The organism is Mycobacterium sp. NGS68, assembly GCF_059812195.1.
Map to the genome: position 1 here is coordinate 219,241 of NZ_JCALCE010000006.1, position 21,197 is coordinate 240,437.

Here is a 21,197-nt window from a genome sequence, read left to right on the forward strand (position 1 = left end):
GAATAGCTCCGGAGCTTAGAAGAGCGTCGCGACCATCGCCGAGTCGTGACTGGCACTGAAGGCACCCACTGCGATCAGCACGCCGTAGATGACGGCGACGACAACACCGGCGATCACCGACCAGGTCACCCACTTCTTGGCGGCGGCAGCGGAAGCCTGCGCCTCGGCGTATTGGCCCTGCGCCCACAACCCGCTGACCTGGCTCGACTTGACGATCGCGACGACGCCAAACGGAAGGCAGCAGAACAACGTCGCCAGAATCGACCACACCAGGTAGTTGTTCGGCTGAGCGCCCGGCGGCTGCGGCGGATAGCCGGGAGCGGGGGGTTGCGTCATGGATTCTCCAGTCGTGAGAAGTAAGCTGTGCGAAGCGGTGCATACCATACCCGAGGTTTGCCACGTCGGCACTATCAAACGCAATTCCCAACGGGGGCCCGCGCGTAGCGCGCGGGCCCGATATCGAAATCGGCTGCCAATCATCGGTTTTCGGTGATCCCGACTCTCCCGGGCAGATAATTTCCAGCGGAATATATTGCCCGGACAGGGCATAGCCTTACGATGCCCCCGGGGGAAACCTCTGCTTCGGTTAGGAGTGAACCATGCGCCATCTCAACACCGCGCTGCGCGCCGCGACGGTCGCCACCCTGGTGGGCGGCTTTGCCTGCCTGGGCACCCTCACCGGGAACGCGGATCCCGCGGATCCCGCCGACACACTCGCCGCCAACCTGTCGAAGGGCTACAACACCAGCAACTGCAACCCGATACCGGGACCGAGCGGCACGCAAGCCGTGCTGGAGTGCGGGCAGAACACCGACCCCGCCGGGCCGGCCTACGCCAAGTATTCGCTCTTCGCCAACGGGAACGACCTCAGCACGTCGTTCACCAACAGCCTCGCCGGGGCCACCCTGGGCAACTGCGGCGATACCAAGTCACCCACCGTGTGGCACCAGGGCAGCAACCCCACCGGCAACGCGGGGCAGGTGGCCTGCGGGACCTACCAGGGTCAGGCCGAGGTCATTTGGACCACCGACGCCAAGGGCGTGATCAGCTTGGTCCGCGCGGCCAACGGTGACACCGCGGCGCTGTATCAGTGGTGGCGCACCAACGGCTGAATGCCGCCGCGCGACAGCGACCCAGAATGACAGTTTCTATCGGAATGTGTTGCATCGTAGGGGCATAACCCCGTTTGGGTCGATTAAGAAAACGCTCCCTTACGATTGGCGCGGCCAATACACTCCTGAAGTCAGCGTTATCACCCCCCGCCGCTCAGACACTTGTAGGAGTCACACATGCCTCAACTCACGACTGCGCTGCGCGCCACCATGGCCGCGGCTCTTCTGGGCAGCTTCGGCTGCCTGGGCACGGCCGTCGCGATCGCGGACCCCACCGCCAGCCCGGCAGACCTGAACACCCTGGCCGGCTCCCTGTCGAAGGGATACACGCAGGACGCCTGCAAGTCGGGTTCGTTGAGCAGTGGCGTCCTCGCCGAGCTCGACTGCGGGCAGAGCCCCGACTCCAGCGGGCCGGCCTCGGCGATCTACCAGCTCTACGGCAGCTCCACCGATCTCGCCGCCGCGTTCACCTCCAACATCAACGGCATCTCGCTGACCGCGTGCACCGAGGGCGGCGACAAGTCACCGGGCACCTGGCACCAGGGCAGCTCCGGGACGGCCGGACAGGTGGCCTGCGGGCCCTACCAGGGCGCCGCGACGCTGACCTGGACCATCGACGCCAAGAAGGTGCTGGGCCACCTGCGCGCGTCCAACGGTGACGTCGCCGCGCTCTACAAGTGGTGGCAGGCCAACGGGTAACGTTAAATTCCCTGGGCCGCAATCAATTCCGCGACCGCTCGCATCCCGGCGGCGTTGGGATGCAGGGGCGCGGTCCGCAACGGTAGTGGCAGACCGGGTCCGGTAGTCCACGGCAGCCGGGACCACGCATGGTGGTCCCGGCTGGCTGCGGCTGCGTGCACTACCTCGCAGCCGGTCGCCCCGGCGGCCTCGGCCGTGAGCCGTTCCAGGGTCGCCGCCACGTGCCGGCCCAGCTCGGCATCGGGTTCCGACAGTGGCGATGCAGACTCGCCCGCGGGCGGCAGCACCGTCAGGTAGTCGACGAAGTAGATGCGGGCCTTCGGGGCCCGCTCGCGCAGCGTGCGACCGACCTCGCACAGCGAATCGCGTACCTGGGCCAGGGCCCGGTCGCGACCCTGCCGGTCGCGCAGCTCACGGATCCGGTCGCCGAGCAGCGGCAGTCCCCCCGCGAAACTCGGTAGCGACGCGGCCATCAGCAGCGGGATGTAGCCGACGTCGTTTCCACCGATGGTGACCGTGATCAACGCCTCCGAACCGTCCAGCGCCTCGATCTGCGGCGGCACGCCGTTCTGCCGATCGGTGAGCACGTGCGCGGTGGTCGCGCCGGAGTAGGTGACGTCGGTCAGGTCGAGGCCCAGTTGCTCGGCGACCAGATGCGGGTAGTTGCGCGCCGACCGCCCCGCCCGCCACGGGGCGCCCCGGGCGCGGGGCCGGATACCCGGGCCGGCCGCCATTGAACTGCCAAGCGCGACATAGCGACTCATAGGTCCGGACTGGATGCCTGCGCCCAGAAACGCTTCGGGATGCGCCCGGCCCGACGTGCCAGATAGCCGGCGGTGACGGCGGCCGCCATCGCGGCGGCCATCGCCGGCGGGTCCGCGGCCCGGGTCACCGCGGTGGCCAACAGCACCGCGTCACAACCCAATTCCATCGCCAGCGCGGCGTCGCTGGCCGTGCCGATGCCGGCGTCGAGCACCACCGGGACACCCGCGCCGGCGACGATCATCTCGATGTTGTGCGGGTTGGTCAGGCCCAGGCCGGTGCCGATCGGCGAGCCAAGCGGCATCACCGCCGCGCAACCGACGTCCTCCAGCCGGCGCGCCAGCACCGGGTCGTCGTTCGTGTACGGCAGCACCACGAAGCCGTCGTCCACCAATTGTTCTGCCGCCCGGACCAATTCGATCGCGTCGGGCAGCAGGGTGCGCTCGTCGGCGATGACCTCCAGCTTGACCCAGTTGGTGTTCAGCGCCTCGCGGGCGAGCTGGGCGGTGAGCACCGCCTCGGCGGCGCCGCGGCAGCCCGCGGTGTTGGGCAGCGGCGTGATGCCCAACCGGTTGAGTAGGTCGAGCAGACCGGTGCCGCCCTCGGCGTCCACCCGGCGGATCGCGACGGTGGTCAGCTCGGTGCCCGACGCGATCAGCGCCTCTTCCAGCACCGCCAGGTTGCCCGCTCCCCCGGTGCCCATGATGAGCCGCGACGCGAAGGTGCGGTCCCCGATCGTCAGTTTCGCGTCAACCACCCTGCACCGCCGTCACCACCTCAACTCGCGCACCTTCGGAAAGCTTTGTCGCCCAATCAGATCGGGGCAATACCGACCAATCCAGCGCCACCGCTACGCCGCGGTCCGGGAAGCCCATCGTCTCCAGCAGCGCGGCGACCGTGATCTGGTCATCGACCTCGACCCGTTGCTCGTTGACGATGATGTTCATCGCGCGGCACCCACCAACGCGAGTTCGGACACGATCTGCTCGGCGGTCCACGGCGCCAACAGGAATCCGGACCGGCCGTGACCGGCGGCGACCAGGGTCCGCGCGTCCAGGCGTTGCACAATTGGCAGGTTATCCGGCGTCATCGGGCGCAACCCGGCGGCGCACTCGGCCAGTTCGTATTCGCCCAGGGCCGGCAGCACCGCGCACGCGTCGTCGAGCAGGTCACGCACCCCCGATACGACGGGGGCGGTGTCGCGGCCGTGCTCGTACTGGGTGGCGCCCACCACCACGCCGTCCGCCCGCGGCACCAGGTACACCTGCCGGCCGTGCACCCGCGCTCGAATCACCCTCTGCAACAACGGCATACAACCCTTCCGCCAGCGCAGCCGCAACACCTCGCCCTTCACCGGGCGGACCGGCAGCCCGGGCCACAGCGCGGGCGCGTCGATGCCGTTGGCGATCACCACCGCGTCGGCGTCGACATCCGAAAGCCGGTCGGCCGGCCCCGCCCACCCGACGCCGAGCCGCTCGCAGTCCGCCGACAGCGCGTCGAGCACGGCGCGGTTGTCCACGGCCAGTTCGGTCGGCGCCCGGAAGCCGTGCCGGATGCCCTGGGCCAGCAGCGGCTCGACGTCGCGCGCCGCGGACTCCCACACCACCGGGTGCCCCTGCCCGGACAGCCAGTCGGCGACGGTGCGCAGGTCGGCCACGTCGGCGCGGTCCACGGCCACCACCAGCGACTCGCGGGCGGTGACCACCTTGGGCGAAAGCCCTTCCAGAAAGCCGCCGTCGCGCCACAGCCGCAAGGATTCCAGGCCCAGCCGCAGCAACCGCTCCTCGCCGGGCCACCCTTCGCTGTGCGGGGCCAGCATGCCCCCGGCGACCCAGGACGCGCCGTGTTCGGCGGTGCGGTGCACCCGCACGGACCACCCTGCCTGGGCGGCCCGCCGCGCCACCGCCAGCCCGATGACGCCGCCGCCAACGACTGCTAACGAGCCGGCCGGCGAGCCGGTCATGGCCTGCATCCTCTACTCCCTTCGCCGGCATGATCCGGATCAGGTGTGACGGTAAGGACAGGCCCGGCTTATCCGGCTTCAGGCCGGTGGTGTCCACTCTCAGCCCCGCTGTCAGCCCGGGACTCCCGTGTTGTTCGGCTTCCACGCTAGCGCGCTACGGTCACGATGTGCACGAACGTCTTGCTCAAGCGCGGTTGTACCTGTGCACCGACGCCCGCCGGGAGCGCGGTGACCTGGCCGAATTCGCCGACGCCGCGCTGGCCGGCGGTGTCGACATCATCCAGCTGCGGGACAAGGGTTCGCCCGGTGAGCAGCGCTTCGGCGCGCTGGAGGCGCGCGACGAGCTGGCCGCGTGCGAGATCCTGGCCGACGCCGCCCGCCGCTTCGGTGCCCTGTTCGCGGTCAACGACCGCGCCGACATCGCCCGCGCCGCCGGCGCCGACGTGCTGCACCTGGGGCAGCGCGACCTACCGCCGGCCGTCGCACGCGGGATCGTCGGGCCCGGCACGCTGATCGGCCTGTCCACCCACGACCCGGATCAGGTGACCGCCGCCGCCGACGACGCCGCCACCGAAGATCGCGCCGACTACTTCTGCGTCGGCCCCTGCTGGCCCACCCCGACCAAGCCGAACCGCGCCGCGCCGGGCCTGTCGCTGGTGCGAAAGGCCGCCGAGCTGCGCACGGGCAAGCCGTGGTTCGCGATCGGCGGCATCGACGCGCAGCGGCTGCCCGACGTGCTCGACGCCGGCGCCCGACGGATCGTGGTGGTGCGCGCGATCACCGCGGCCGAGGATCCGCGCGCGGCGGCGCAGCGGCTCAGTTCAGCGCTTGCAGCAGCGAGCTGATCCGGGGACTCAGTGGGGCGTGATCCACGTCCCCGGGCATGCACCAGACGAACACGCCGGCCTCGATCTCCATGGTGCGCGGAAGGCGTTGCCGCCGTTCGTCGCCGTGGTCCAGCGGCACGGTCGCGGGCGCCGTGCGCAGCCGCTCCCAGCTGGCGGCGAACCCCGGATGCAGCGGCAGGTCGACCACCTCGTCCTCGCCGACCCAGCGCATCTCGGCGCTTTCCCGATTGGGCACGGTCTGCAGCAACTCCCCGGCGTCGGCGACGACGGTGGTGTAGCTCCAGCTGGTGCCGCCGCGCCCCGCGACCTCCGCGGTGACCACCGTCGCCCGCACGGTCAGCCGCTCGGCGGTCAGCCCGGCCTCCTCGTGCGCCTCGCGGACCGCGGTCTCCTCCGGCGTCTCGTGGCTGTCGCGGGCGCCGCCCGGCAGGCCCCAGGTGCCGCCCTGATGGCTCCACACCGCCCGGTGCTGCAGCAGCACCGCGGGCGTGCCGTCGGGCAGCGGCGCGCGCAGCAACAGGCCGGCCGCGCCGAATCTGCCCCAGTAATGCGCGCCGCGCTCGGAGATCACCCACCCGTCACCGTCGCCGCGCACCAGATCAGAATAGGCAGGCCGCGCGCTACTCGGCGTCCCCGGCAACGAAACGCGCGTCGACCGCGGCTGAGACCTCGATGTCCGCGGGCAGCAGTTCCACGGTGCCGCCGCCACCGGGCGCCCCGGCCGCGCGCAGGTAGGCGGGGCCCTGGGGGGCGATGCCCTGCGGGGGGAGGTTGGGGCTCAGCATCCCGGCGTCGGCCACGGCGACCGGACGGACCTTGCCCAGGCCGAGCGCGTCGGAGTACTGCTGCGCGCGCACCACGGCGTCCGCGACCGCGCCGGCCCGGACCTCCTCCAGCAGCTCGCCGCGGCGGGACGAGGTCAGCATCCAGTCGACGCCCGACAGCCCGAAACTGTTGATGTAGGCGACCTGCTCGCCCACCCACCGCGACAGCGCGACCAGGTCGCGAAACCTCGCCTCGACGTCGACCCTGGCGTGGTGCACCAGCGGCATTCGCTTGCGGTCCTGCCCCCAGGGCCGCTCCGACCACGTGCGGAGCTGTCCGGCCGTCCACGCCGTCACGGCGGGCGGGTCGCCGGCGGTCAACGGCTTGATCGACGCCGTCACCGACTGCAGGTCCTTGGCCACCCGCTGGTAGACCGGCTCCGGCGCCGTGCCCTCGTAGGCGATGGTGGCGCGGACGGTTCCGCGTTCGGGCGCCTCGGAAATCGTGCAGGTGCCACGCACGGTGATCTCGGTCGCCATGCAGGTAACCGTAACCGCGCACCGACGGGCCGGACCAATTCCGTCCGCCTCCCCACATCTGGGCGAACATTCTCTTAGAATTCGCTTATACAAGTTCCTGGCAGAGTCGAAAGATGAGGTCCGAGCAGACGTGACGGTTGAGCTGGCCCACCCGTCGACTGAGCCGCTGGGGTCCCGGTCGCCTGCCGAACCCGCGCACCCCCGCTGGTGGTTCGTTTCGACGACGCCGGGACGCATCCTGACCATCGGCATCGTGCTGGCGGCGCTCGGCGTCTCCAGCGCGTTCGCCACCGCGACCACCGTCAACCACCGCCAGCAGGTGCTGTCCACGGTGCTCAACCACACCGAGCCGCTGTCGTTCGCCGCCGGACGGTTGTACACGACGCTGTCGGTGGCCGACGCCGCCGCGGCCACCGCGTTCATCGCCCAGCCCGAGCCACGGTCGGTGCGCCAGCGTTACGAGCAGGCGATCACCGACGCCGCGGTGGCGGTGACCCGGGCGTCCAGCGGGCTGACCGACGAGCCGCTGGTGCAGCTGCTGGGCCGGATCAATGCCGAATTGGCGGTGTATACCGGGCTGATCGAGATCGCGCGCACCAACAACCGGGCGGGCAACCCGGTCGGTTCGTCGTACCTGTCGGAGGCGTCGGGGCTGATGCAGTCCAAGATCCTGCCCGACGCGCAGCAGCTCTACCAGGCGACGTCGCAGCGGGTGGACAGCGAGACCACAGCGTCCACGCATTTCCCGGCTCCGGTGATCCTCGTGGTGGCCACCACGATGGTGTTCGGGTTTTTCTCGCATCGGTGGCTGGCCCGGCGGACCAGGCGCCGGATCAACCCCGGCCTGGTCGTGGGCGCGCTGGGTATCGTCGTCATGGTGGTGTGGGTCGGGACGGCATTGACCATTTCGACGACGGCGAGCCGCAGCGCCAAGGACACCGCCGCCGAGTCGTTGCGGACCGTGACCAACGTGGCCATCACCGCGCAGCAGGCCCGGGCCGACGAGACGTTGTCGCTGATCCGGCGCGGCGACGAAGAGATCCGCAAGCAGGCGTTCTACCAGCGCATCGACGCCATGCACCAGCAGATCGACGTCTACATGTCGCGCAGCGACGCGATCGACAAGCCCGACCTGCAGGGTGCCGACCAGCTGCTGATCCGCTGGCGGCAGGCCAACGACCGGATCAACGCCTACATGTCGGTGGGCAACTACCGGGCCGCCACCCAGGTCGCGCTGGGCAAGGGCGAGGACGACTCGACCCCCGCCTTCGACCGGCTCGACGACGCGCTGACCAAGGCGATGGACGAAAGCCGCACCCACCTGCGCAATGACGTCCTCAACGCCCGCAGCGGGCTGTCCGGCGCGCAGGTCGGCGGCGTCGTGCTCAGCCTGGGCGCCGCCCTCGCGGTCGCCCTGGGCCTGTGGCCGAGGCTGAAAGAGTATCGATGACGGCGCGACTCCGGGTGTGCAGCTTGCTGGTCGCGTCGGTCATGCTGGCCGGTTGCTCGCACCAGGAGTCGGTGAAGGTCGCGGCGGTGCCGACGTTGCCTCCGCCCACGCCGGTCGGCATGGAGGAGATGCCACCGCAGCCCCCGCTGCCGGCGGACGGCGTCGGCCCGGACTGCAACCCGACCGCGAGCCTGCGCCCGTTCGCCACCAAGCCCGAGGCCGACGCCGCGGTGGCCGACATCCGCGCCCGGGGTCGGCTGATCATCGGGCTGGACATCGGCAGCAACCTGTTCAGCTTCCGCGACCCGATCACCGGCGAGATCACCGGCTTCGACGTCGACATCGCCGGTGAGGTCGCCCGCGACATCTTCGGCGCCCCCTCCCACGTCGAGTACCGCATCCTGTCGTCGGCCGAACGCGTCACGGCGCTGCAGAAGTCGCAGGTCGACATCGTCGTCAAGACCATGACCATCACCTGCGAGCGCCGCAAGCTGGTCAACTTCTCCACCGTCTACCTGGACGCCAATCAACGCATCCTGGCCCCGCGCGAGTCGACGATCACCAAGGCGTCCGACCTGTCCGGCAAGCGGGTCTGCGTCGCGCGGGGCACCACGTCGCTGCGCCGGATCCGCGAGATCGTGCCGCCGCCGACCATCGTGTCCGTGGTCAACTGGGCCGACTGCCTGGTGGCGATGCAGCAGCGCGAGATCGACGCCATCAGCACCGACGACTCGATCCTGGCCGGCCTGGTCGAGGAAGACCCGTACCTGCACATCGTCGGGCCGAACATGGCGACCCAGCCCTACGGCATCGGGATCAACCTGCAAAACACCGGACTGGTCCGCTTCGTCAACGGGACGCTCGAACGGATCCGTCGGGACGGAACGTGGAACACGTTGTACCGCAAGTGGTTGACGGTCCTCGGTCCGGCGCCCATGCCGCCCGCGCCAAGGTACGTGGACTGATGGCCGACGTCCCCGAAGCGCAAGCGCAGCCGGAATCGGCGGACCCGGACACCGGGAGCGCCAGCACCCAGCCTTATGACCCGAACACCGCTCCGGCGACCACCGGGTCGGCGCTGCGGCCGCAAAGCACCCAGGCGCTCTTCCGCCCCGATTTCGACGATGACGACGACGACTTCCCGCACATCACGATCGGCATGCGGGCCACCGAGGGCCAGGACCGGATGACGACGCGGGTGCTGCAGCCGGTGCGGCAGCTCGGCGGCGGCCTGGTGGAGATCCCGCGGGTGTCGGACATCGACCCGGTCAAGGCGCTGATGACCAACCCGGTGGTGCCGGAGTCCAAGCGGTTCTGCTGGAACTGCGGGCGGCCGGTGGGGCGGTCCGGCGCGGAGGGGGCACCCGGCCAGGGCGCATCGGAGGGCTGGTGCCCGTACTGCGGCAGCCCGTACACCTTCCTGCCGCAGCTGAGTCCCGGCGACATCGTCGCCGGGCAGTACGAAATCAAGGGCTGCATCGCGCACGGCGGGCTGGGCTGGGTGTACCTGGCCGTCGACCACAACGTCAACGACCGGCCGGTGGTGCTCAAGGGCCTGGTGCATTCCGGCGACGCCGAGGCCCAGGCGATCGCGATGGCCGAACGGCAGTTCCTCGCCGAGGTGGTGCACCCCTCGATCGTGCAGATCTTCAACTTCGTCGAGCACGTCGACCGGCACGGGGACCCCGTCGGCTACATCGTCATGGAGTACATCGGCGGGCAGTCGCTCAAGCAGAGCAAGGGCGAGACGCTGCCGGTCGCCGAGGCCATCGCCTACCTGCTGGAAATCCTGCCCGCCCTGACGTATCTGCACTCGATCGGCCTGGTCTACAACGACCTGAAGCCAGAGAACATCATGCTCACCGAGGAGCAGCTCAAGCTGATCGACCTGGGCGCGGTGTCGCGGATCAACTCGTTCGGCTATCTCTACGGCACGCCCGGATTCCAGGCGCCGGAGATCGTGCGGACCGGCCCGACGGTGGCCACCGACATCTACACCGTGGGACGCACTTTGGCGGCGTTGACGCTGAACCTGCGCACCCGCAACGGCCGCTACGTGGACGGCCTGCCCGACGACGACCCGGTGCTCGCCCGCTACGACTCCTTCGGCCGGCTGCTGCGCCGCGCCATCGACCCCGATCCGCGGCGCCGGTTCTCCACCGCCGAGGAGATGTCCGCGCAGCTGATGGGCGTGCTGCGTGAGGTGGTCTCCAAGGACACCGGGGTGCCGCGGTCCGGATTGTCGACGGTCTTCAGCCCCAGCCGCTCGACGTTCGGGGTGGACCTGCTGGTGGCGCACACCGACGTGTATCTGGACGGCCAGGTGCATTCGGAGAAGCTGACCGCCAAGGAGATCGTCACCGCGCTGCCGGTGCCACTGGTCGACCCCACCGACGTCGCCGCCCCGGTGTTGCAGGCGACGGTGCTGTCCCAGCCGGTGCAGACGCTGGACTCGCTGCGCGCGGCCCGGCACGGTTCGCTGGACGCCGACGGCGCCGACGTGAGCGAATCCTCGGAGCTGCCGCTGATGGAGGTCCGCGCGCTGCTGGACCTCGGCGACGTCGTCAAGGCCACCCGCAAACTCGACGACCTGGCCGACCGGGTGGGCTGGCGGTGGCGGCTGGTCTGGTATCGCGCTGTGGCGCAACTGCTTACCGGCGACTACGACTCGGCGATCAAGCACTTCACGGAGGTGTTGGACACCTTCCCGGGCGAGCTGGCGCCCAAGTTGGCGCTGGCGGCGACCGCCGAGCTGGCCGGCTACACCGACGAGCACAAGTTCTACCAGACGGTGTGGAGCACCAACGACGGCGTGATCTCGGCGGCCTTCGGGCTGGCCAGATCCCTGTCGGCCGAAGGCGATCGGGCCGCTGCGGTGCGCACCCTGGACGAAGTGCCAGCTACTTCAAGGCATTTCACCACCGCGCGGCTGACCAGCGCGGTGACCCTGCTGTCCGGCCGGTCGACGGGCGAGATCACCGAGGAGCAGATCCGCGACGCCGCGCGCCGCGTGGAGGCACTGCCGCCCACCGAACCCCGCGTGCTGCAGATCCGCGCCTTCGTGTTGGGCGGCGCGATGGACTGGTTGCAGGACAACCGGGCCAATAATCAAGCCAGCACCAACCACATCCTGGGCTTCCCGTTCACCGACCACGGGCTGCGGCTGGGCGTCGAGGCGTCGCTGCGCAGCCTGGCCCGCGTCGCGCCCACCCAGCGACATCGCTACACGCTGGTGGACATGGCCAACAACGTCCGGCCGACGAGCACGTTCTAAAGGATCAGGCCGGCGGTGGCGGCGGTGCCGGCTGCTCCGGCGGGATCGCCCCGTTGCAGCCACCGGGCGGCGGCGGTCCGGGCATCGGTTCGTCGCCGCCGACACAGTCGTAGTAGAACTGCGGGCCGACCATCCAGGTCTTCATCCACTGGTGCCAAAACGACCCGTCGGGGTACTTCTCGCCGTCGCACACGGCCAGGTTGTTCCAACCCCACCGACCGCCTGGGCAATAGCCCTTTGTCATGTCCGGCTGGTGCGGGTCGATTGGATCAGCGCTGGCGACCGGAGAAAACACCAATGCTGCCGCGCAACCCAATATCGCGGCGCCGTAACGACTGGATTTGGACTTCACTTCGACTCCCTCAAACCAAACCTGGTGGACGAGCCGCGCCAATGCGGCAATGGCCGGTGGCCGCCGACGACCATTTCCGAGGACAATCTCAGAAATGACACGCCATTATCAAGGTCGGGCTTCGACGCCCTGGCGCGTAGGGTATGGCCAACTTCTCGAATAGTCTACGGCGCAGCGGTTTGACGAAGCCACGCCAATTTTTAGAGGCGAGTGCCGACACGCCGGAGAAGAATTGCCAATTGTGATCAGTCTTCGTCGATGCCGCGTGCGGCCTTGCGCGCGACAATGCCGCCACTGATCAGGACGCCGGCCATCAGCATCGCCCATAACCCGAGGGAGTTGTGCGAGTTGGTCACCGCCACCCAGGCGCTGCCGATTGCGGCCACCGGCACCGTCAGCCACATGACACGGATGGCCGCGCGGTTTCCCGCGCGCCAGCCGGCGTCGGCGTCCATGCCGCCGCTCGTGCCGAAACCTATCAATCCGTCCGGCGGAAGCTTTCCCGACGCGGCGCTGTAACCGATCACCAGCGACAACGCGGAGATCAGCCAGAGCACGGCGATGGAGGCGTAGATGTCCATGAGCCAAGTATCGGCACCGCGCTAAGCAACTTCTAAAGAGATCCTGAAAACCCTTGCCACAATTGCCAGGTCACAGCTGGTTCAAAGGTTGGTGTGCACACTCGAAGCATGCCCGATGAGTGGGTAACGACCGCCCGTGCGCTGCGACGCGCCGGTTTCGGGGCCACGGGCCCCGAAGTCGACGCGGCGCTCAAGGCGGGCTGGGCGTCCTTCGTCGACGCGGCCCTGGGCGCCAACCCGGATGCCGACCCGGGTGCTGCGGCCACTCCGATGCCGGCGTTGGCCCACCCCAGCCCACCCGGCAAGCGCGCGACCCCGGCCGACCGCAAGCAGTACGACCAACAGCTGTCCCAGCAACAGGGGGCGCTGTCGTCGTGGTGGCTGCGCCGCATGGCCGCCGTCCGGCAGCCGCTGCACGAGAAGTTGACACTGTTGTGGCACAACCACTTTGCCACTTCCGCGCAGAAGGTCCGGGTCGCGTCCATGATGGCCGCGCAGAATCAGAAGCTGCGTACCCTGTCGCTCGGCGATTTCCACAGCCTGGCCTACGCCATGCTCACCGACGCCGCGATGCTGCGCTGGCTGGACGGGCAGGCCAACACCGCCAAGGCGCCCAATGAAAACCTGGCCCGCGAATTCATGGAGCTGTTCGCGTTGGGCCACGGCAACGGCTACACCGAGGACGACGTGCGCGCGGGCGCCCGCGCGCTGACCGGCTGGGTGATCCGTCCCAACGGCCAGACCTCGATGACGCCGAAACGGCATGATGCGGGGACGAAAACGCTGCTGGGGCGCAGCGGGAACTTCGACGCCGCGGGCTTCTGCGACACCGTCCTGGCGCAGCCGAAGTCGGCCGAGTATGTCGCGGGGCGCCTGTGGCAGCAGCTGGCTTCCGACGATCCGCCGTCGGCGCAGCTGCTCGGCCGGCTGGTCGGCGCGTATGGGCCGGACCGCAACCTGCGCGCGCTGACGCGAGCGATCCTGACCGACGACGAATTCATGGGGCGCGGGCCCAGCAAGGTCAACACCCCGGTCGAGTGGCTGGTCGGCGTGATCCGGGCGCTGCGGCTTCCCCTGGACAATCCCAAGCGGCTCAAGACGGCCGAGACCACCTTGCATGCCCTGGGGCAGCGTCCGTTCTATCCCCCCAGCGTGGGCGGCTGGCCATACGGCGAGGTCTGGTTGTCCACGGCCAGCGCCGACGCGCGGTTGCGCGCCGCGAGCCAGCTCGCCCACGGCGCCGACCTGTCCGCCCTCGAACGCACCGGCGTCGGCAACCGCATCGAGGCGGTCGGCTACCTGATCGGCGTCGGATCCTGGTCGGACCGCAGCGCCGCAGCCCTGAAGCCCCTGACGCGCAAGCCGTCCGAGCTGTTTGCGGCGGCCGTCAACACGCCGGAATACCTGACCTCATGACGGAGATGAATCGCCGCAGATTCCTGCTCGCCGGCGCGGGCGTCGGCGCGGCCGGCCTGCTCTCCGGCGCCGTGGCGGTGAACTGGGACGACCTGTTGCGCGCCGCCCAGGAACGACCGCTCGCCGACAACGCGGGCGTACTGGTGATCGTCACGCTCTACGGCGGCAACGACGGCATCAACACCCTGATCCCCTACGCCGACAACGCATACCACGATGCCCGACCTGAACTCGCCTACGCGCCAAGCGATGTCCTGCGCCTTGACGACCAGCTCGGTCTCAACCCGGCGATGCGCGGCCTGGCCCAGTTGTGGGGCCAGCGCCGGCTCGCCATCGTCCGTGGAGTGGGCTACCCGAAGCCCGATCACAGCCATTTCCGGTCCATGGACATCTGGCAGACCGCGTCTCCGGACCGACCCGTATCGACCGGCTGGATCGGCCGCTGGCTGGATGTCACGGGCGACGACCCGTTGCGCGCGGTCAACATCGGCCCCGTCCTGCCCACTCTGGCAGTCGGCGAAAAGCACACGGCCGCCGCACTTTCGACCTCGCACGTACCGGCCCGTGAGGCGGACAAGTTCGATTCGATCATGGCGGCCCTGGGCGTCGACGACCCGACGGACACCCCCGCGATGGCCGCGGTGCGCAAGGCGTATCGCGCGGCGCGAACCACCAACAAGACGTTCGAATCCCTCAAACCCACCGCCAACGGCCACAATTCGCTGGCTACCCAGCTGAGCATGGTGGCCGCCGCGGTACGCGCCCGGGTCCCGACCCGGGTGTACATGGTGCAGCTCGGGGGGTTCGATACCCACGCCGGCGAACGCGCCACCCAGCAGCGCCTGCTGCAGACCCTCGACGAGGCCATAACGCCTTTGGTGACGCAGCTGGCCACAGACCCCGTCGGTCGCAAGGTGGTGCTGATGGCGTATTCCGAATTCGGACGCCGCGTGCACGCCAACGCTTCGCAGGGCACCGACCACGGCACCGCGGGACCCGTCTTCGTGGCGGGCGCGCCCGTCAAGGGCGGGTTCTACGGCGAGGAGCCCAGCCTGACCAACCTCGACCACGGAGACCTGAAATTCACCACCGACTTCCGCGACGTCTACGCCGAGCTGCTGGCGCGCACGGTCGGGACGGACCCGACGCCGGCTGTGGGCGCGGGCCGCACGCCGCTGGGCTTCCTATAGGCCTATAGGCCGGCCAGCAGCTGCACGCAGTCGCGGGCGATGGCCAGCTCTTCGTTGGTCGGCACCACCAACACGGTAATCGGCGAGTCGTCGCGGGAGATGCGGCGAATGCCTTTGCCACGGCCCATATTGCGGTCCTCGTCGAGGACGATGCCGAGTTCGGCCAAGCCGGACAACGCGTCCCAGCGCACCGCCGCGTCGTTTTCGCCGATGCCGGCGGTGAAGCTGACGACGTCGGTGTGGCCCAGCACCGCGAGGTAGGCACCGAGGTACTTGCGCAGCCGATGGATGAACACGTCGTAGGCCAATCGCGCCGCGCTGTCGTCGGATTCGATCATCTGGTGCAGCCGCCGGAAATCGCGCTCGCCGGACAGGCCGAACACTCCGGACCGCTTGTTGAGCATCGACTCGACCTCGTCGACGCTCATCTTCGCGGTGCGCCACAGGTAGCTGTAGACGCCTGCGTCGATGTCGCCACTGCGGGTGCCCATCACCAGGCCCTCCAGCGGCGTCAGGCCCATCGATGTTTCGACCGGGCGGCCGCCGGCCACCGCCGAAGCCGACGCGCCGTTGCCCAGATGCAGCACAATCTGATTCACGCCGTCCAACGGCCGGTCCAGGAACGCCGCGGCCTGCCCGCTGACATATTCGTGCGAGGTGCCGTGAAATCCGTACCGGCGGATCTGCCAGCGTTCGGCCAGTTCCCGGTCGATGGCGTAGGTCGCGGCCTCGTCCGGCAGGTGGTGGAAGAACGCCGTGTCGAACACCGCGATATGGGGAACGTCGGGCAGCAGTGTGCGCGCCACCTCGATGCCCTGCAGGGCGGGCGGATTATGCAGCGGAGCCAGCGGTGAGAGTTCTTCGAGTTCGCCGATCACTTCGTCGTCGAGCAGCGTGGGCCGGTGAAACCGGTTCCCGCCGTGCACGACCCGATGCCCGACCGCCACCAGCCCGCAGGCCCGAAGGTCGATGCCGTCATCGGCGAGCATCTCGAACGCCCGCCGCAACGCCGCGTCGTGGTCGGCGATCGGCGACGACGCCTCCCCGATCCGTTCGACCGTGCCGCTCGCGCGGGAAACGCCCGAATCGGGTTCGACCAACTGGAATTTGAGCGACGACGAACCGGAGTTGATCACCAACACCAGACGATCAGCCATTGTTGACGCCCTGCGCCTGAATCGCGGTGATGGCGACGGTGTTGACGATGTCCTCGACCAGCGCGCCGCGGGACAGGTCGTTGACCGGCTTGCGCAGGCCTTGCAGCACCGGACCGATCGCGATCGCCCCGGCGGTCCGCTGCACCGCCTTGTAGGTGTTGTTGCCGGTGTTGAGGTCGGGGAAGATCAGCACCGTCGCGTGGCCGGCCACCTTCGAGTCGCGCATCTTGGTGGCCGCGACCGACGGCTCCACCGCGGCGTCGTACTGGATGGGCCCCTCGACCAGCAGCTGCGGATCCCGTTCCCGCACCAATTGCGTTGCCAGCCTGACCTTGTCGACATCCGCGCCGGTGCCGGAATCGCCGGTGGAGTACGACAGCATCGCGACTCGGGGTTCGATGCCGAACCGCGCGGCAGTACGGGCCGAGGAAATGGCGATGTCCGCGAGCTGCTCGGGCGTAGGGTTCGGGACGATCGCGCAGTCGCCGTATGCCAGCACCTTGTCCGGCAGGCACATCAGGAAAATGCTGGACACCGTCGAGACGTCCGGAACGGTCTTGATGATCTCGAAGGCCGGCCGAACGGTATGCGCGGTGGTGTGCGTGGCGCCGGACACCATGCCGTCGACCATGCCGTTGTACACCAGCATGGTGCCGAAATACGAAACATCGCGCAGGGTCTCGCGCGCCTCCTCGACGGTGACGCCTTTGGACTTGCGCAATTCCGCGTACTGCTCGGCGAACTGGTCGCGCAGCTCACTGGTCCGCGGGTCGATCACCTCTGCGGCGCTCAGGTCGACGCCGAGTTCGGCGGCACGCAGCCGGATTTGGTCCTCGTCGCCCAGGATGGTCAGGTCTGCGATCCCACGCTGCAGCACGCGTCCCGCGGACCTGAGGATGCGGTCGTCATCCCCTTCGGGCAACACGATATGCCTGCGGTCCGAACGCGCCTGCTGGGTGAGCCGATAGGTGAACATCTGCGGCGTGGTCACCGTCGGGATCGGAATGGCCAACTGCGCCAACAGGTCCTCGATGTCGACGTGTCGTTCCATCAGCTGCAGCGCGGTGTCGATCTTGCGCTGCGAGGTCGCGGTGACGCGGCCGCGGGCCGACGCCGCCGCGCTGGCGGTGGCGTAGGTACCCAGCGTGGTGGCGATGATCGGCAGCCGCAGCCGCAGCCCGGAGACCAGTGCGGCTATCGACGGGTGAAGGTCGAAGCCACCGTTGAGCACGATGCAGGACAGCGTCGGAAAGCCCTGGGCCGCATGGGCGCTGGTGACGGCGAGCACGACGTCCGAGCGGTCCCCGGGGGTGATCACAGCCATCCCGTCGCGCAGCCGTTCCAGCACGTGGTCGGCGGTCATCCCCGCGACCATCACATCCATCACCTCGCGTTCGCGAAGCTCGACGTCGCCGCTGACGACGGTGCCGTTCACGGCTTGGCGCAACTCCGACACCGTCGGCGCGGCCAACAGCGGCTCCTCGGGCAGGACGTAGCTGCGCGGCGGGAAAGCGTGCAATTCCTCCGCGACGGCACCGAGTTCATCGGGGTCGCAACGGTTGGCGACCACCGCCGCGGTGTGGGCGCGCTGCGCGGACAACTCGGCCAGACAAACACCGACGACGCCGCCGATCTCGTCGGGCGTGCGATTCCGGCCGCTGACCGCCAGCAGCACGGGCGCACCCAGGTTGACCGCGATGCGGGCGTTGATCGACAGTTCCGCGGGGCTCGCGACGTCCGTGTAGTCGCTGCCGACGATCACCACCGCGTCGCAGTGTTGCGCCATCGCGTGATACGCGTCGACGATGCTGACGATCGCGGCGTCACTGTCGGCGTGCAGCTGCGTATACGTCACCCCGACGCACCGCTCGTAGGGCAGGCCCGCGGTGGTGTGCTCCAGCAGCAGTTCCAGAATGTAGTCACGATCTTGGCCCGCCCGCGTAATCGGGCGGAACACACCAACTTTGGCGACCGCGGCGGTCAGGCGGTGCAGCAGCCCCAGCGCTATGGTCGCCTTTCCGGACGCCGGTTCGGGCGCCGCGATGTAGATCCCGGAGGTGGGCACCTTTGTCGGTCAGCCCAGCCGTCGCAGCCGGGGCGCGAGATCCTTCTCGAATAGTTCCAGGAACCGCCGCTGGTCGTGACCGGGCGCATGGAACACCAGATGATTGAGACCCCAGGCGAAGTATTGGCCCACCTTTTCGACGGCCTCGTCGGGGTCCGACGCCACAATCCAGCGCTTGGCGATCTGCTCGATCGGCAGGGCGTCGGCCGCCTTCTCCATTTCGATCGGGTCGTCGATGCTGTGCTTCTGCTCGGCCGTGAGCGACAGCGGCGCCCAGAACCGGGTGTTGTTGAGCGCCAGGTCAGGATCGGGGTCGTAGGAGATCTTGATTTCGATCATCTTGTCGATCTCGTCGGCGTTGCGGTCGGCGGCCGCCGCACCCTCGAGCACCGCCGGCATCAGCTTTTCGGTGTAGAGCTCCTCACCCTTGCCCGACGTGCAGATGAAGCCGTCACCGGCGCGTCCGGCGTACTTGGCCACCGCCGGGCCGCCGGCGGCGATGTACACGGGCACACCGCCTTCGGGTACGTCGTAGATCGAGGCGCCCTTGAGGCGGTAGTACTCACCGTCGAAATCGACGCGGTCCCCGCGCCACAGTTCCCGCATCAGCCGCACCGATTCCCGCAGCCGCGCGAAACGCTCCTTGAACTCCGGCCAGCTGCCCTGATAGCCGGTGGCGATCTCGTTGAGCGCCTCGCCGGTGCCCACGCCGAGAAAGACCCGGTTCGGGTACAGGCAGCTCATGGTGGCGAAGGCCTGCGCGATGACGGCCGGGTTGTACCGGAAGGTGGGCGTCAGCACCGAGGTGCCCAGCAGGATCCGTTCGGTGCGTTCGCCGACGGCGGTCATCCAGGCCAGCGAGAAGGGCGCGTGCCCGCCCTCGTGCCGCCAGGGCTGGAAGTGGTCGCTGACGGTGGCGCTGTCCATGCCGTGCGCTTCGGCCAGAACGGCGAGTTCGACCAGTTCACGCGGCGCGAATTGTTCAGCAGAAGCCTTGTATCCGAGTTTCAGTTCAGCCACCAGTTCTTTCTACTCCTGTGGCGATCGCGAGCGCGCCGGAGGCGGGCGAAGCGGGTCGGCGCCATCAGGACTCGTGGCGATCGCGAGCGCGCCGGAGGCGGGCGAAGCGGGTCGGCGCCATCGACTTTAGAATCTGCCGCATGGCCTACCAGGCTTTGAAGGCGCCGACGCTGTTCCAGGTCACCGATGCCGTGCATTTCGTCCGCGGCAGCGCGGTCAACTGGGTGCTGGTCAGCGACAGCACGGGCGTGATGCTGATCGACGCCGGATATCCCGGTGACCGCCAGGACGTCGTGGATTCGCTGCGCAAGCTCGGCTTCGAACCCGGCGATGTGCGCGCGATCCTGCTGACCCACTCGCACATCGACCATCTGGGCTCGGCGATCTGGTTCGCCAACCAGTACCGCACGCCGGTGTACTGCCACGCCGACGAGGTGGGCCACGCCAAGCGCGAATACCTCGAGCAGGTGCAGATTTTCGATATCGCGCTGCGCATCTGGCGCCCCCGGTGGGCGATGTGGGGCATCCACGTCGTTCGCAATGGCGGCCTGATCCGCGACGGCATACCGAGCGCGCTGCCGCTGACCGCCGATATCGCCGCCGGCCTGCCCGGCCATCCGGTGCCCATCTTCACGCCCGGCCATACCAGCGGGCATTGTTCGTACCTGGTCGACGGCGTCTTGATCAGTGGCGACGCGCTCATCACCGGCCATCCGCTGCTGAGTCGCAGCGGGCCGCAGCTATTGCCCGAGGTGTTCAGCCACAGTCAGGACGGGTGTCTGCGCAGCCTGGAAGCGCTGGCGCTGGTGGAGACCGAGATCCTGTTGCCCGGCCACGGCGACGTGTGGCGCGGCCCGATCCGCGAGGCCACCGAAGCGGCGATCGCACTGGCCCGCTAAATGGCCTCGCCGCACGCCATTCGCCGTCTGGATACCAGCCGCTAAACGGCGAAATGCCGCATCGTTTGAGTTTAGGCAAAACCCAGACAAATTTGCTGACGACGGTGTACAGCTTTCTCATAGTCACCGGTCGTCGGGGTTAAGGAGCGCCGTAATGAGCTTTGTGGGTTTGCCGCCAGAAATCAATTCATTGCGAATGTTCACCGGCGCGGGCTCCGCGCCGATGCTTGCAGCGGCGGCGGCCTGGGACGGGCTGTCCTCGGAATTGGCGTCGGCGGCGGCGTCGTTCTCGTCGGTGACGACGGGGTTGACGGGTCAGGCGTGGCAGGGTGCGGCGTCGGCGGCGATGGCGGCCGCAGCCGCACCGTATGCGCAGTTTCTGAGCGCGGCGGCCACCCACGCCACCGGAGCGGCCGGGCAGGCCCGCACGGTGGCCAGCGTGTTCGAAGCCGCCCGCGCGGCGACGGTGCACCCGCTGGCGGTGGCAGCGAACCGCACCACGCTGGTTCAGTTGGTGCGCTCCAACCTATTTGGATTCAACGCGCCGGCGATTGCGGCCGTCGAGGGCCTGTACGAGGAGTTCTGGGCCACCGACGTGACCGCGCTTACCGGCTACCACGCCGGCGCGTCGGCCGTGGCGGCGCAGCTGACGTCACTGAAGACCGCGCTGGCCGGCATCCCCGGCATTCCGAACCTCGGCCTGGGCAATCAGGGCGCCACCAACCTGGGCTGGGGCAACACCGGCGACGTCAACCTGGGCCACGGCAACACGGGTAACAACAACCTGGGCAGCGGCAACACCGGTAATCAAAACCTGGGCAACGGCAATGTCGGCAGCGGCAACCTGGGCAGCGGAAACCGCGACTTCGTCAATCCCGCCGGGGCAGTGCAGAATATCGGCAGCGGAAACCGCGGCAGCAGCAATGTCGGCAGCGGCAACCAGGGTAATGGCAACTTCGGCAACGGCAATATCGGCAACAACAACTGGGGCAGCGGCAACGTCGGCCAATTCGGCTTCCAGGACGGCAACAACAACGTCGGCAACGGCAACACCGGCAACAACAACTGGGGCAGCGGCAACAACGGCGACGGCAACCGCGGCGAC

Annotated in this window: 22 protein-coding genes; 10 read left to right on the plus strand and 12 right to left on the minus strand. The window is 68.8% G+C overall.

Translation table 11 applies throughout. The features are described from left to right. Positions 1-15 precede the first annotated feature (15 nt). Complete coding sequence (locus AC5Y5V_RS09900) at positions 16-336, minus strand: CD225/dispanin family protein (RefSeq protein ID WP_499933434.1); 321 nt, start codon at positions 334-336, stop codon at positions 16-18. A gap of 263 nt (positions 337-599) precedes the next feature. Between AC5Y5V_RS09900 and AC5Y5V_RS09905 the strand changes: the two genes are divergently transcribed. Continuing rightward, the gene (locus AC5Y5V_RS09905) at positions 600-1,112 is read left to right on the plus strand and encodes a serine/threonine protein kinase (RefSeq protein ID WP_499933436.1); all 513 of its coding nucleotides are present in this window, start codon (positions 600-602) and stop codon (positions 1,110-1,112) included. 177 nt (positions 1,113-1,289) lie between these two features. Continuing rightward, the gene (locus AC5Y5V_RS09910) at positions 1,290-1,811 is read left to right on the plus strand and encodes a serine/threonine protein kinase (protein WP_499933438.1); all 522 of its coding nucleotides are present in this window, start codon (positions 1,290-1,292) and stop codon (positions 1,809-1,811) included. 2 nt (positions 1,812-1,813) lie between these two features. Here the strand turns inward: AC5Y5V_RS09910 and AC5Y5V_RS09915 are convergent, their stop codons facing one another. Genes AC5Y5V_RS09915 through thiO form a run of 4 tightly spaced genes read right to left on the minus strand, consistent with a single transcriptional unit; the run spans position 1,814 to position 4,536 of the window. Further along, complete coding sequence (locus AC5Y5V_RS09915) at positions 1,814-2,575, minus strand: SGNH/GDSL hydrolase family protein (protein WP_499933440.1); 762 nt, start codon at positions 2,573-2,575, stop codon at positions 1,814-1,816. After that, positions 2,572-3,276, minus strand: a complete 705-nt coding sequence (locus AC5Y5V_RS09920; protein WP_499933583.1) for a thiazole synthase — start codon at positions 3,274-3,276, stop codon at positions 2,572-2,574. The genes AC5Y5V_RS09915 and AC5Y5V_RS09920 overlap by 4 nt, the downstream gene beginning before the upstream one ends. A 46-nt stretch (positions 3,277-3,322) precedes the next feature. Beyond that, entirely contained in the window at positions 3,323-3,520 is a 198-nt protein-coding gene (gene thiS, locus AC5Y5V_RS09925) for a sulfur carrier protein ThiS (protein ID WP_499933442.1), read from the minus strand. Beyond that, positions 3,517-4,536, minus strand: coding sequence for a glycine oxidase ThiO (gene thiO / locus AC5Y5V_RS09930; RefSeq protein WP_499933444.1), 1,020 nt, complete (start codon positions 4,534-4,536; stop codon positions 3,517-3,519). Before thiO ends, thiS begins: the two co-directional genes overlap by 4 nt. A 167-nt stretch (positions 4,537-4,703) precedes the next feature. On the opposite strand from thiO, the gene thiE reads away from it, so the two are divergent. Continuing rightward, complete coding sequence (thiE, locus tag AC5Y5V_RS09935; protein WP_499933448.1) at positions 4,704-5,381, plus strand: thiamine phosphate synthase; 678 nt, start codon at positions 4,704-4,706, stop codon at positions 5,379-5,381. On the opposite strand, the gene AC5Y5V_RS09940 is transcribed toward thiE, so the two are convergent. Then, the gene (locus AC5Y5V_RS09940) at positions 5,353-5,979 is read right to left on the minus strand and encodes an NUDIX hydrolase (RefSeq protein ID WP_499933452.1); all 627 of its coding nucleotides are present in this window, start codon (positions 5,977-5,979) and stop codon (positions 5,353-5,355) included. The two genes, thiE and AC5Y5V_RS09940, sit on opposite strands and share 29 nt — an antisense overlap. Positions 5,980-6,004: 25 nt before the next feature. After that, positions 6,005-6,688 (minus strand): SIMPL domain-containing protein, encoded by a 684-nt coding sequence (locus AC5Y5V_RS09945; protein WP_499933456.1) that lies wholly within the window; start codon positions 6,686-6,688, stop codon positions 6,005-6,007. A gap of 130 nt (positions 6,689-6,818) precedes the next feature. Here AC5Y5V_RS09945 and glnX point away from each other — a divergent pair, with 130 nt between their 5' ends. From glnX to AC5Y5V_RS09960, 3 genes are read left to right on the plus strand one after another with little or no spacing between them, the layout of a single operon-like run. Continuing rightward, complete coding sequence (gene glnX, locus AC5Y5V_RS09950; protein ID WP_499933459.1) at positions 6,819-8,138, plus strand: protein kinase G-activating protein GlnX; 1,320 nt, start codon at positions 6,819-6,821, stop codon at positions 8,136-8,138. Then, positions 8,135-9,103: a glutamate ABC transporter substrate-binding protein gene (locus AC5Y5V_RS09955; protein ID WP_499933462.1), complete on the plus strand. Its 969-nt coding sequence runs from the start codon at positions 8,135-8,137 to the stop codon at positions 9,101-9,103. The genes glnX and AC5Y5V_RS09955 overlap by 4 nt, the downstream gene beginning before the upstream one ends. Then, entirely contained in the window at positions 9,103-11,412 is a 2,310-nt protein-coding gene (locus tag AC5Y5V_RS09960; RefSeq protein ID WP_499933465.1) for a serine/threonine-protein kinase PknG, read from the plus strand. Before AC5Y5V_RS09955 ends, AC5Y5V_RS09960 begins: the two co-directional genes overlap by 1 nt. A gap of 4 nt (positions 11,413-11,416) precedes the next feature. On the opposite strand, the gene AC5Y5V_RS09965 is transcribed toward AC5Y5V_RS09960, so the two are convergent. Continuing rightward, positions 11,417-11,764, minus strand: a complete 348-nt coding sequence (locus AC5Y5V_RS09965; RefSeq protein ID WP_499933468.1) for a hypothetical protein — start codon at positions 11,762-11,764, stop codon at positions 11,417-11,419. A gap of 245 nt (positions 11,765-12,009) precedes the next feature. Further along, positions 12,010-12,345 (minus strand): hypothetical protein, encoded by a 336-nt coding sequence (locus AC5Y5V_RS09970; protein WP_499933471.1) that lies wholly within the window; start codon positions 12,343-12,345, stop codon positions 12,010-12,012. A gap of 108 nt (positions 12,346-12,453) precedes the next feature. Between AC5Y5V_RS09970 and AC5Y5V_RS09975 the strand changes: the two genes are divergently transcribed. Both AC5Y5V_RS09975 and AC5Y5V_RS09980 read left to right on the plus strand, forming a co-directional pair. After that, complete coding sequence (locus AC5Y5V_RS09975; protein WP_499933474.1) at positions 12,454-13,761, plus strand: DUF1800 domain-containing protein; 1,308 nt, start codon at positions 12,454-12,456, stop codon at positions 13,759-13,761. Continuing rightward, positions 13,758-14,951 (plus strand): DUF1501 domain-containing protein, encoded by a 1,194-nt coding sequence (locus AC5Y5V_RS09980; protein ID WP_499933477.1) that lies wholly within the window; start codon positions 13,758-13,760, stop codon positions 14,949-14,951. The genes AC5Y5V_RS09975 and AC5Y5V_RS09980 overlap by 4 nt, the downstream gene beginning before the upstream one ends. 2 nt (positions 14,952-14,953) lie before the next feature. Here the strand turns inward: AC5Y5V_RS09980 and AC5Y5V_RS09985 are convergent, their stop codons facing one another. Genes AC5Y5V_RS09985 through fgd form a run of 3 tightly spaced genes read right to left on the minus strand, consistent with a single transcriptional unit; the run spans position 14,954 to position 19,193 of the window. Continuing rightward, the gene (locus tag AC5Y5V_RS09985) at positions 14,954-16,108 is read right to left on the minus strand and encodes an acetate kinase (protein WP_499933479.1); all 1,155 of its coding nucleotides are present in this window, start codon (positions 16,106-16,108) and stop codon (positions 14,954-14,956) included. Then, positions 16,101-18,173, minus strand: a complete 2,073-nt coding sequence (pta, locus tag AC5Y5V_RS09990) for a phosphate acetyltransferase (protein ID WP_499933484.1) — start codon at positions 18,171-18,173, stop codon at positions 16,101-16,103. Before pta ends, AC5Y5V_RS09985 begins: the two co-directional genes overlap by 8 nt. Before the next feature lie 9 nt (positions 18,174-18,182). Beyond that, a complete protein-coding gene (gene fgd, locus AC5Y5V_RS09995; RefSeq protein WP_499933492.1) occupies positions 18,183-19,193 on the minus strand; it encodes a glucose-6-phosphate dehydrogenase (coenzyme-F420) in 1,011 nt (336 codons plus the stop codon). Between the two features lie 140 nt (positions 19,194-19,333). On the opposite strand from fgd, the gene AC5Y5V_RS10000 reads away from it, so the two are divergent. Together AC5Y5V_RS10000 and AC5Y5V_RS10005 are read left to right on the plus strand one after the other, a co-directional pair. Then, entirely contained in the window at positions 19,334-20,092 is a 759-nt protein-coding gene (locus AC5Y5V_RS10000) for an MBL fold metallo-hydrolase (RefSeq protein ID WP_499933494.1), read from the plus strand. A 154-nt stretch (positions 20,093-20,246) separates the two neighbouring features. Next, a partial coding sequence (locus tag AC5Y5V_RS10005; RefSeq protein ID WP_499933497.1) for a PPE family protein occupies positions 20,247-21,197 on the plus strand: 951 nt, incomplete at its 3' end.

Excerpts from the sequence above, each read along its gene's own strand:
- AC5Y5V_RS09910 (WP_499933438.1), top strand. The coding sequence starts at position 1,290 with ATGCCTCAACTCACGACTGCGCTGCGCGCCACCATGGCCGCGGCTCTT.
- AC5Y5V_RS09960 (WP_499933465.1), top strand. The coding sequence starts at position 9,103 with ATGGCCGACGTCCCCGAAGCGCAAGCGCAGCCGGAATCGGCGGACCCG.
- AC5Y5V_RS09900 (WP_499933434.1), bottom strand. The coding sequence starts at position 336 with ATGACGCAACCCCCCGCTCCCGGCTATCCGCCGCAGCCGCCGGGCGCT.
- AC5Y5V_RS09970 (WP_499933471.1), bottom strand. The coding sequence starts at position 12,345 with ATGGACATCTACGCCTCCATCGCCGTGCTCTGGCTGATCTCCGCGTTG.
- AC5Y5V_RS09985 (WP_499933479.1), bottom strand. The coding sequence starts at position 16,108 with ATGGCTGATCGTCTGGTGTTGGTGATCAACTCCGGTTCGTCGTCGCTC.
- AC5Y5V_RS09920 (WP_499933583.1), bottom strand. The coding sequence starts at position 3,276 with ATGGGCACCGGGGGAGCGGGCAACCTGGCGGTGCTGGAAGAGGCGCTG.
- AC5Y5V_RS09945 (WP_499933456.1), bottom strand. The coding sequence starts at position 6,688 with ATGGCGACCGAGATCACCGTGCGTGGCACCTGCACGATTTCCGAGGCG.
- AC5Y5V_RS10000 (WP_499933494.1), top strand. The coding sequence starts at position 19,334 with ATGGCCTACCAGGCTTTGAAGGCGCCGACGCTGTTCCAGGTCACCGAT.
- AC5Y5V_RS09980 (WP_499933477.1), top strand. The coding sequence starts at position 13,758 with ATGACGGAGATGAATCGCCGCAGATTCCTGCTCGCCGGCGCGGGCGTC.
- AC5Y5V_RS09915 (WP_499933440.1), bottom strand. The coding sequence starts at position 2,575 with ATGAGTCGCTATGTCGCGCTTGGCAGTTCAATGGCGGCCGGCCCGGGT.
- thiS (WP_499933442.1), bottom strand. The coding sequence starts at position 3,520 with ATGAACATCATCGTCAACGAGCAACGGGTCGAGGTCGATGACCAGATC.
- AC5Y5V_RS09955 (WP_499933462.1), top strand. The coding sequence starts at position 8,135 with ATGACGGCGCGACTCCGGGTGTGCAGCTTGCTGGTCGCGTCGGTCATG.
- AC5Y5V_RS09975 (WP_499933474.1), top strand. The coding sequence starts at position 12,454 with ATGCCCGATGAGTGGGTAACGACCGCCCGTGCGCTGCGACGCGCCGGT.
- thiO (WP_499933444.1), bottom strand. The coding sequence starts at position 4,536 with ATGACCGGCTCGCCGGCCGGCTCGTTAGCAGTCGTTGGCGGCGGCGTC.
- AC5Y5V_RS09905 (WP_499933436.1), top strand. The coding sequence starts at position 600 with ATGCGCCATCTCAACACCGCGCTGCGCGCCGCGACGGTCGCCACCCTG.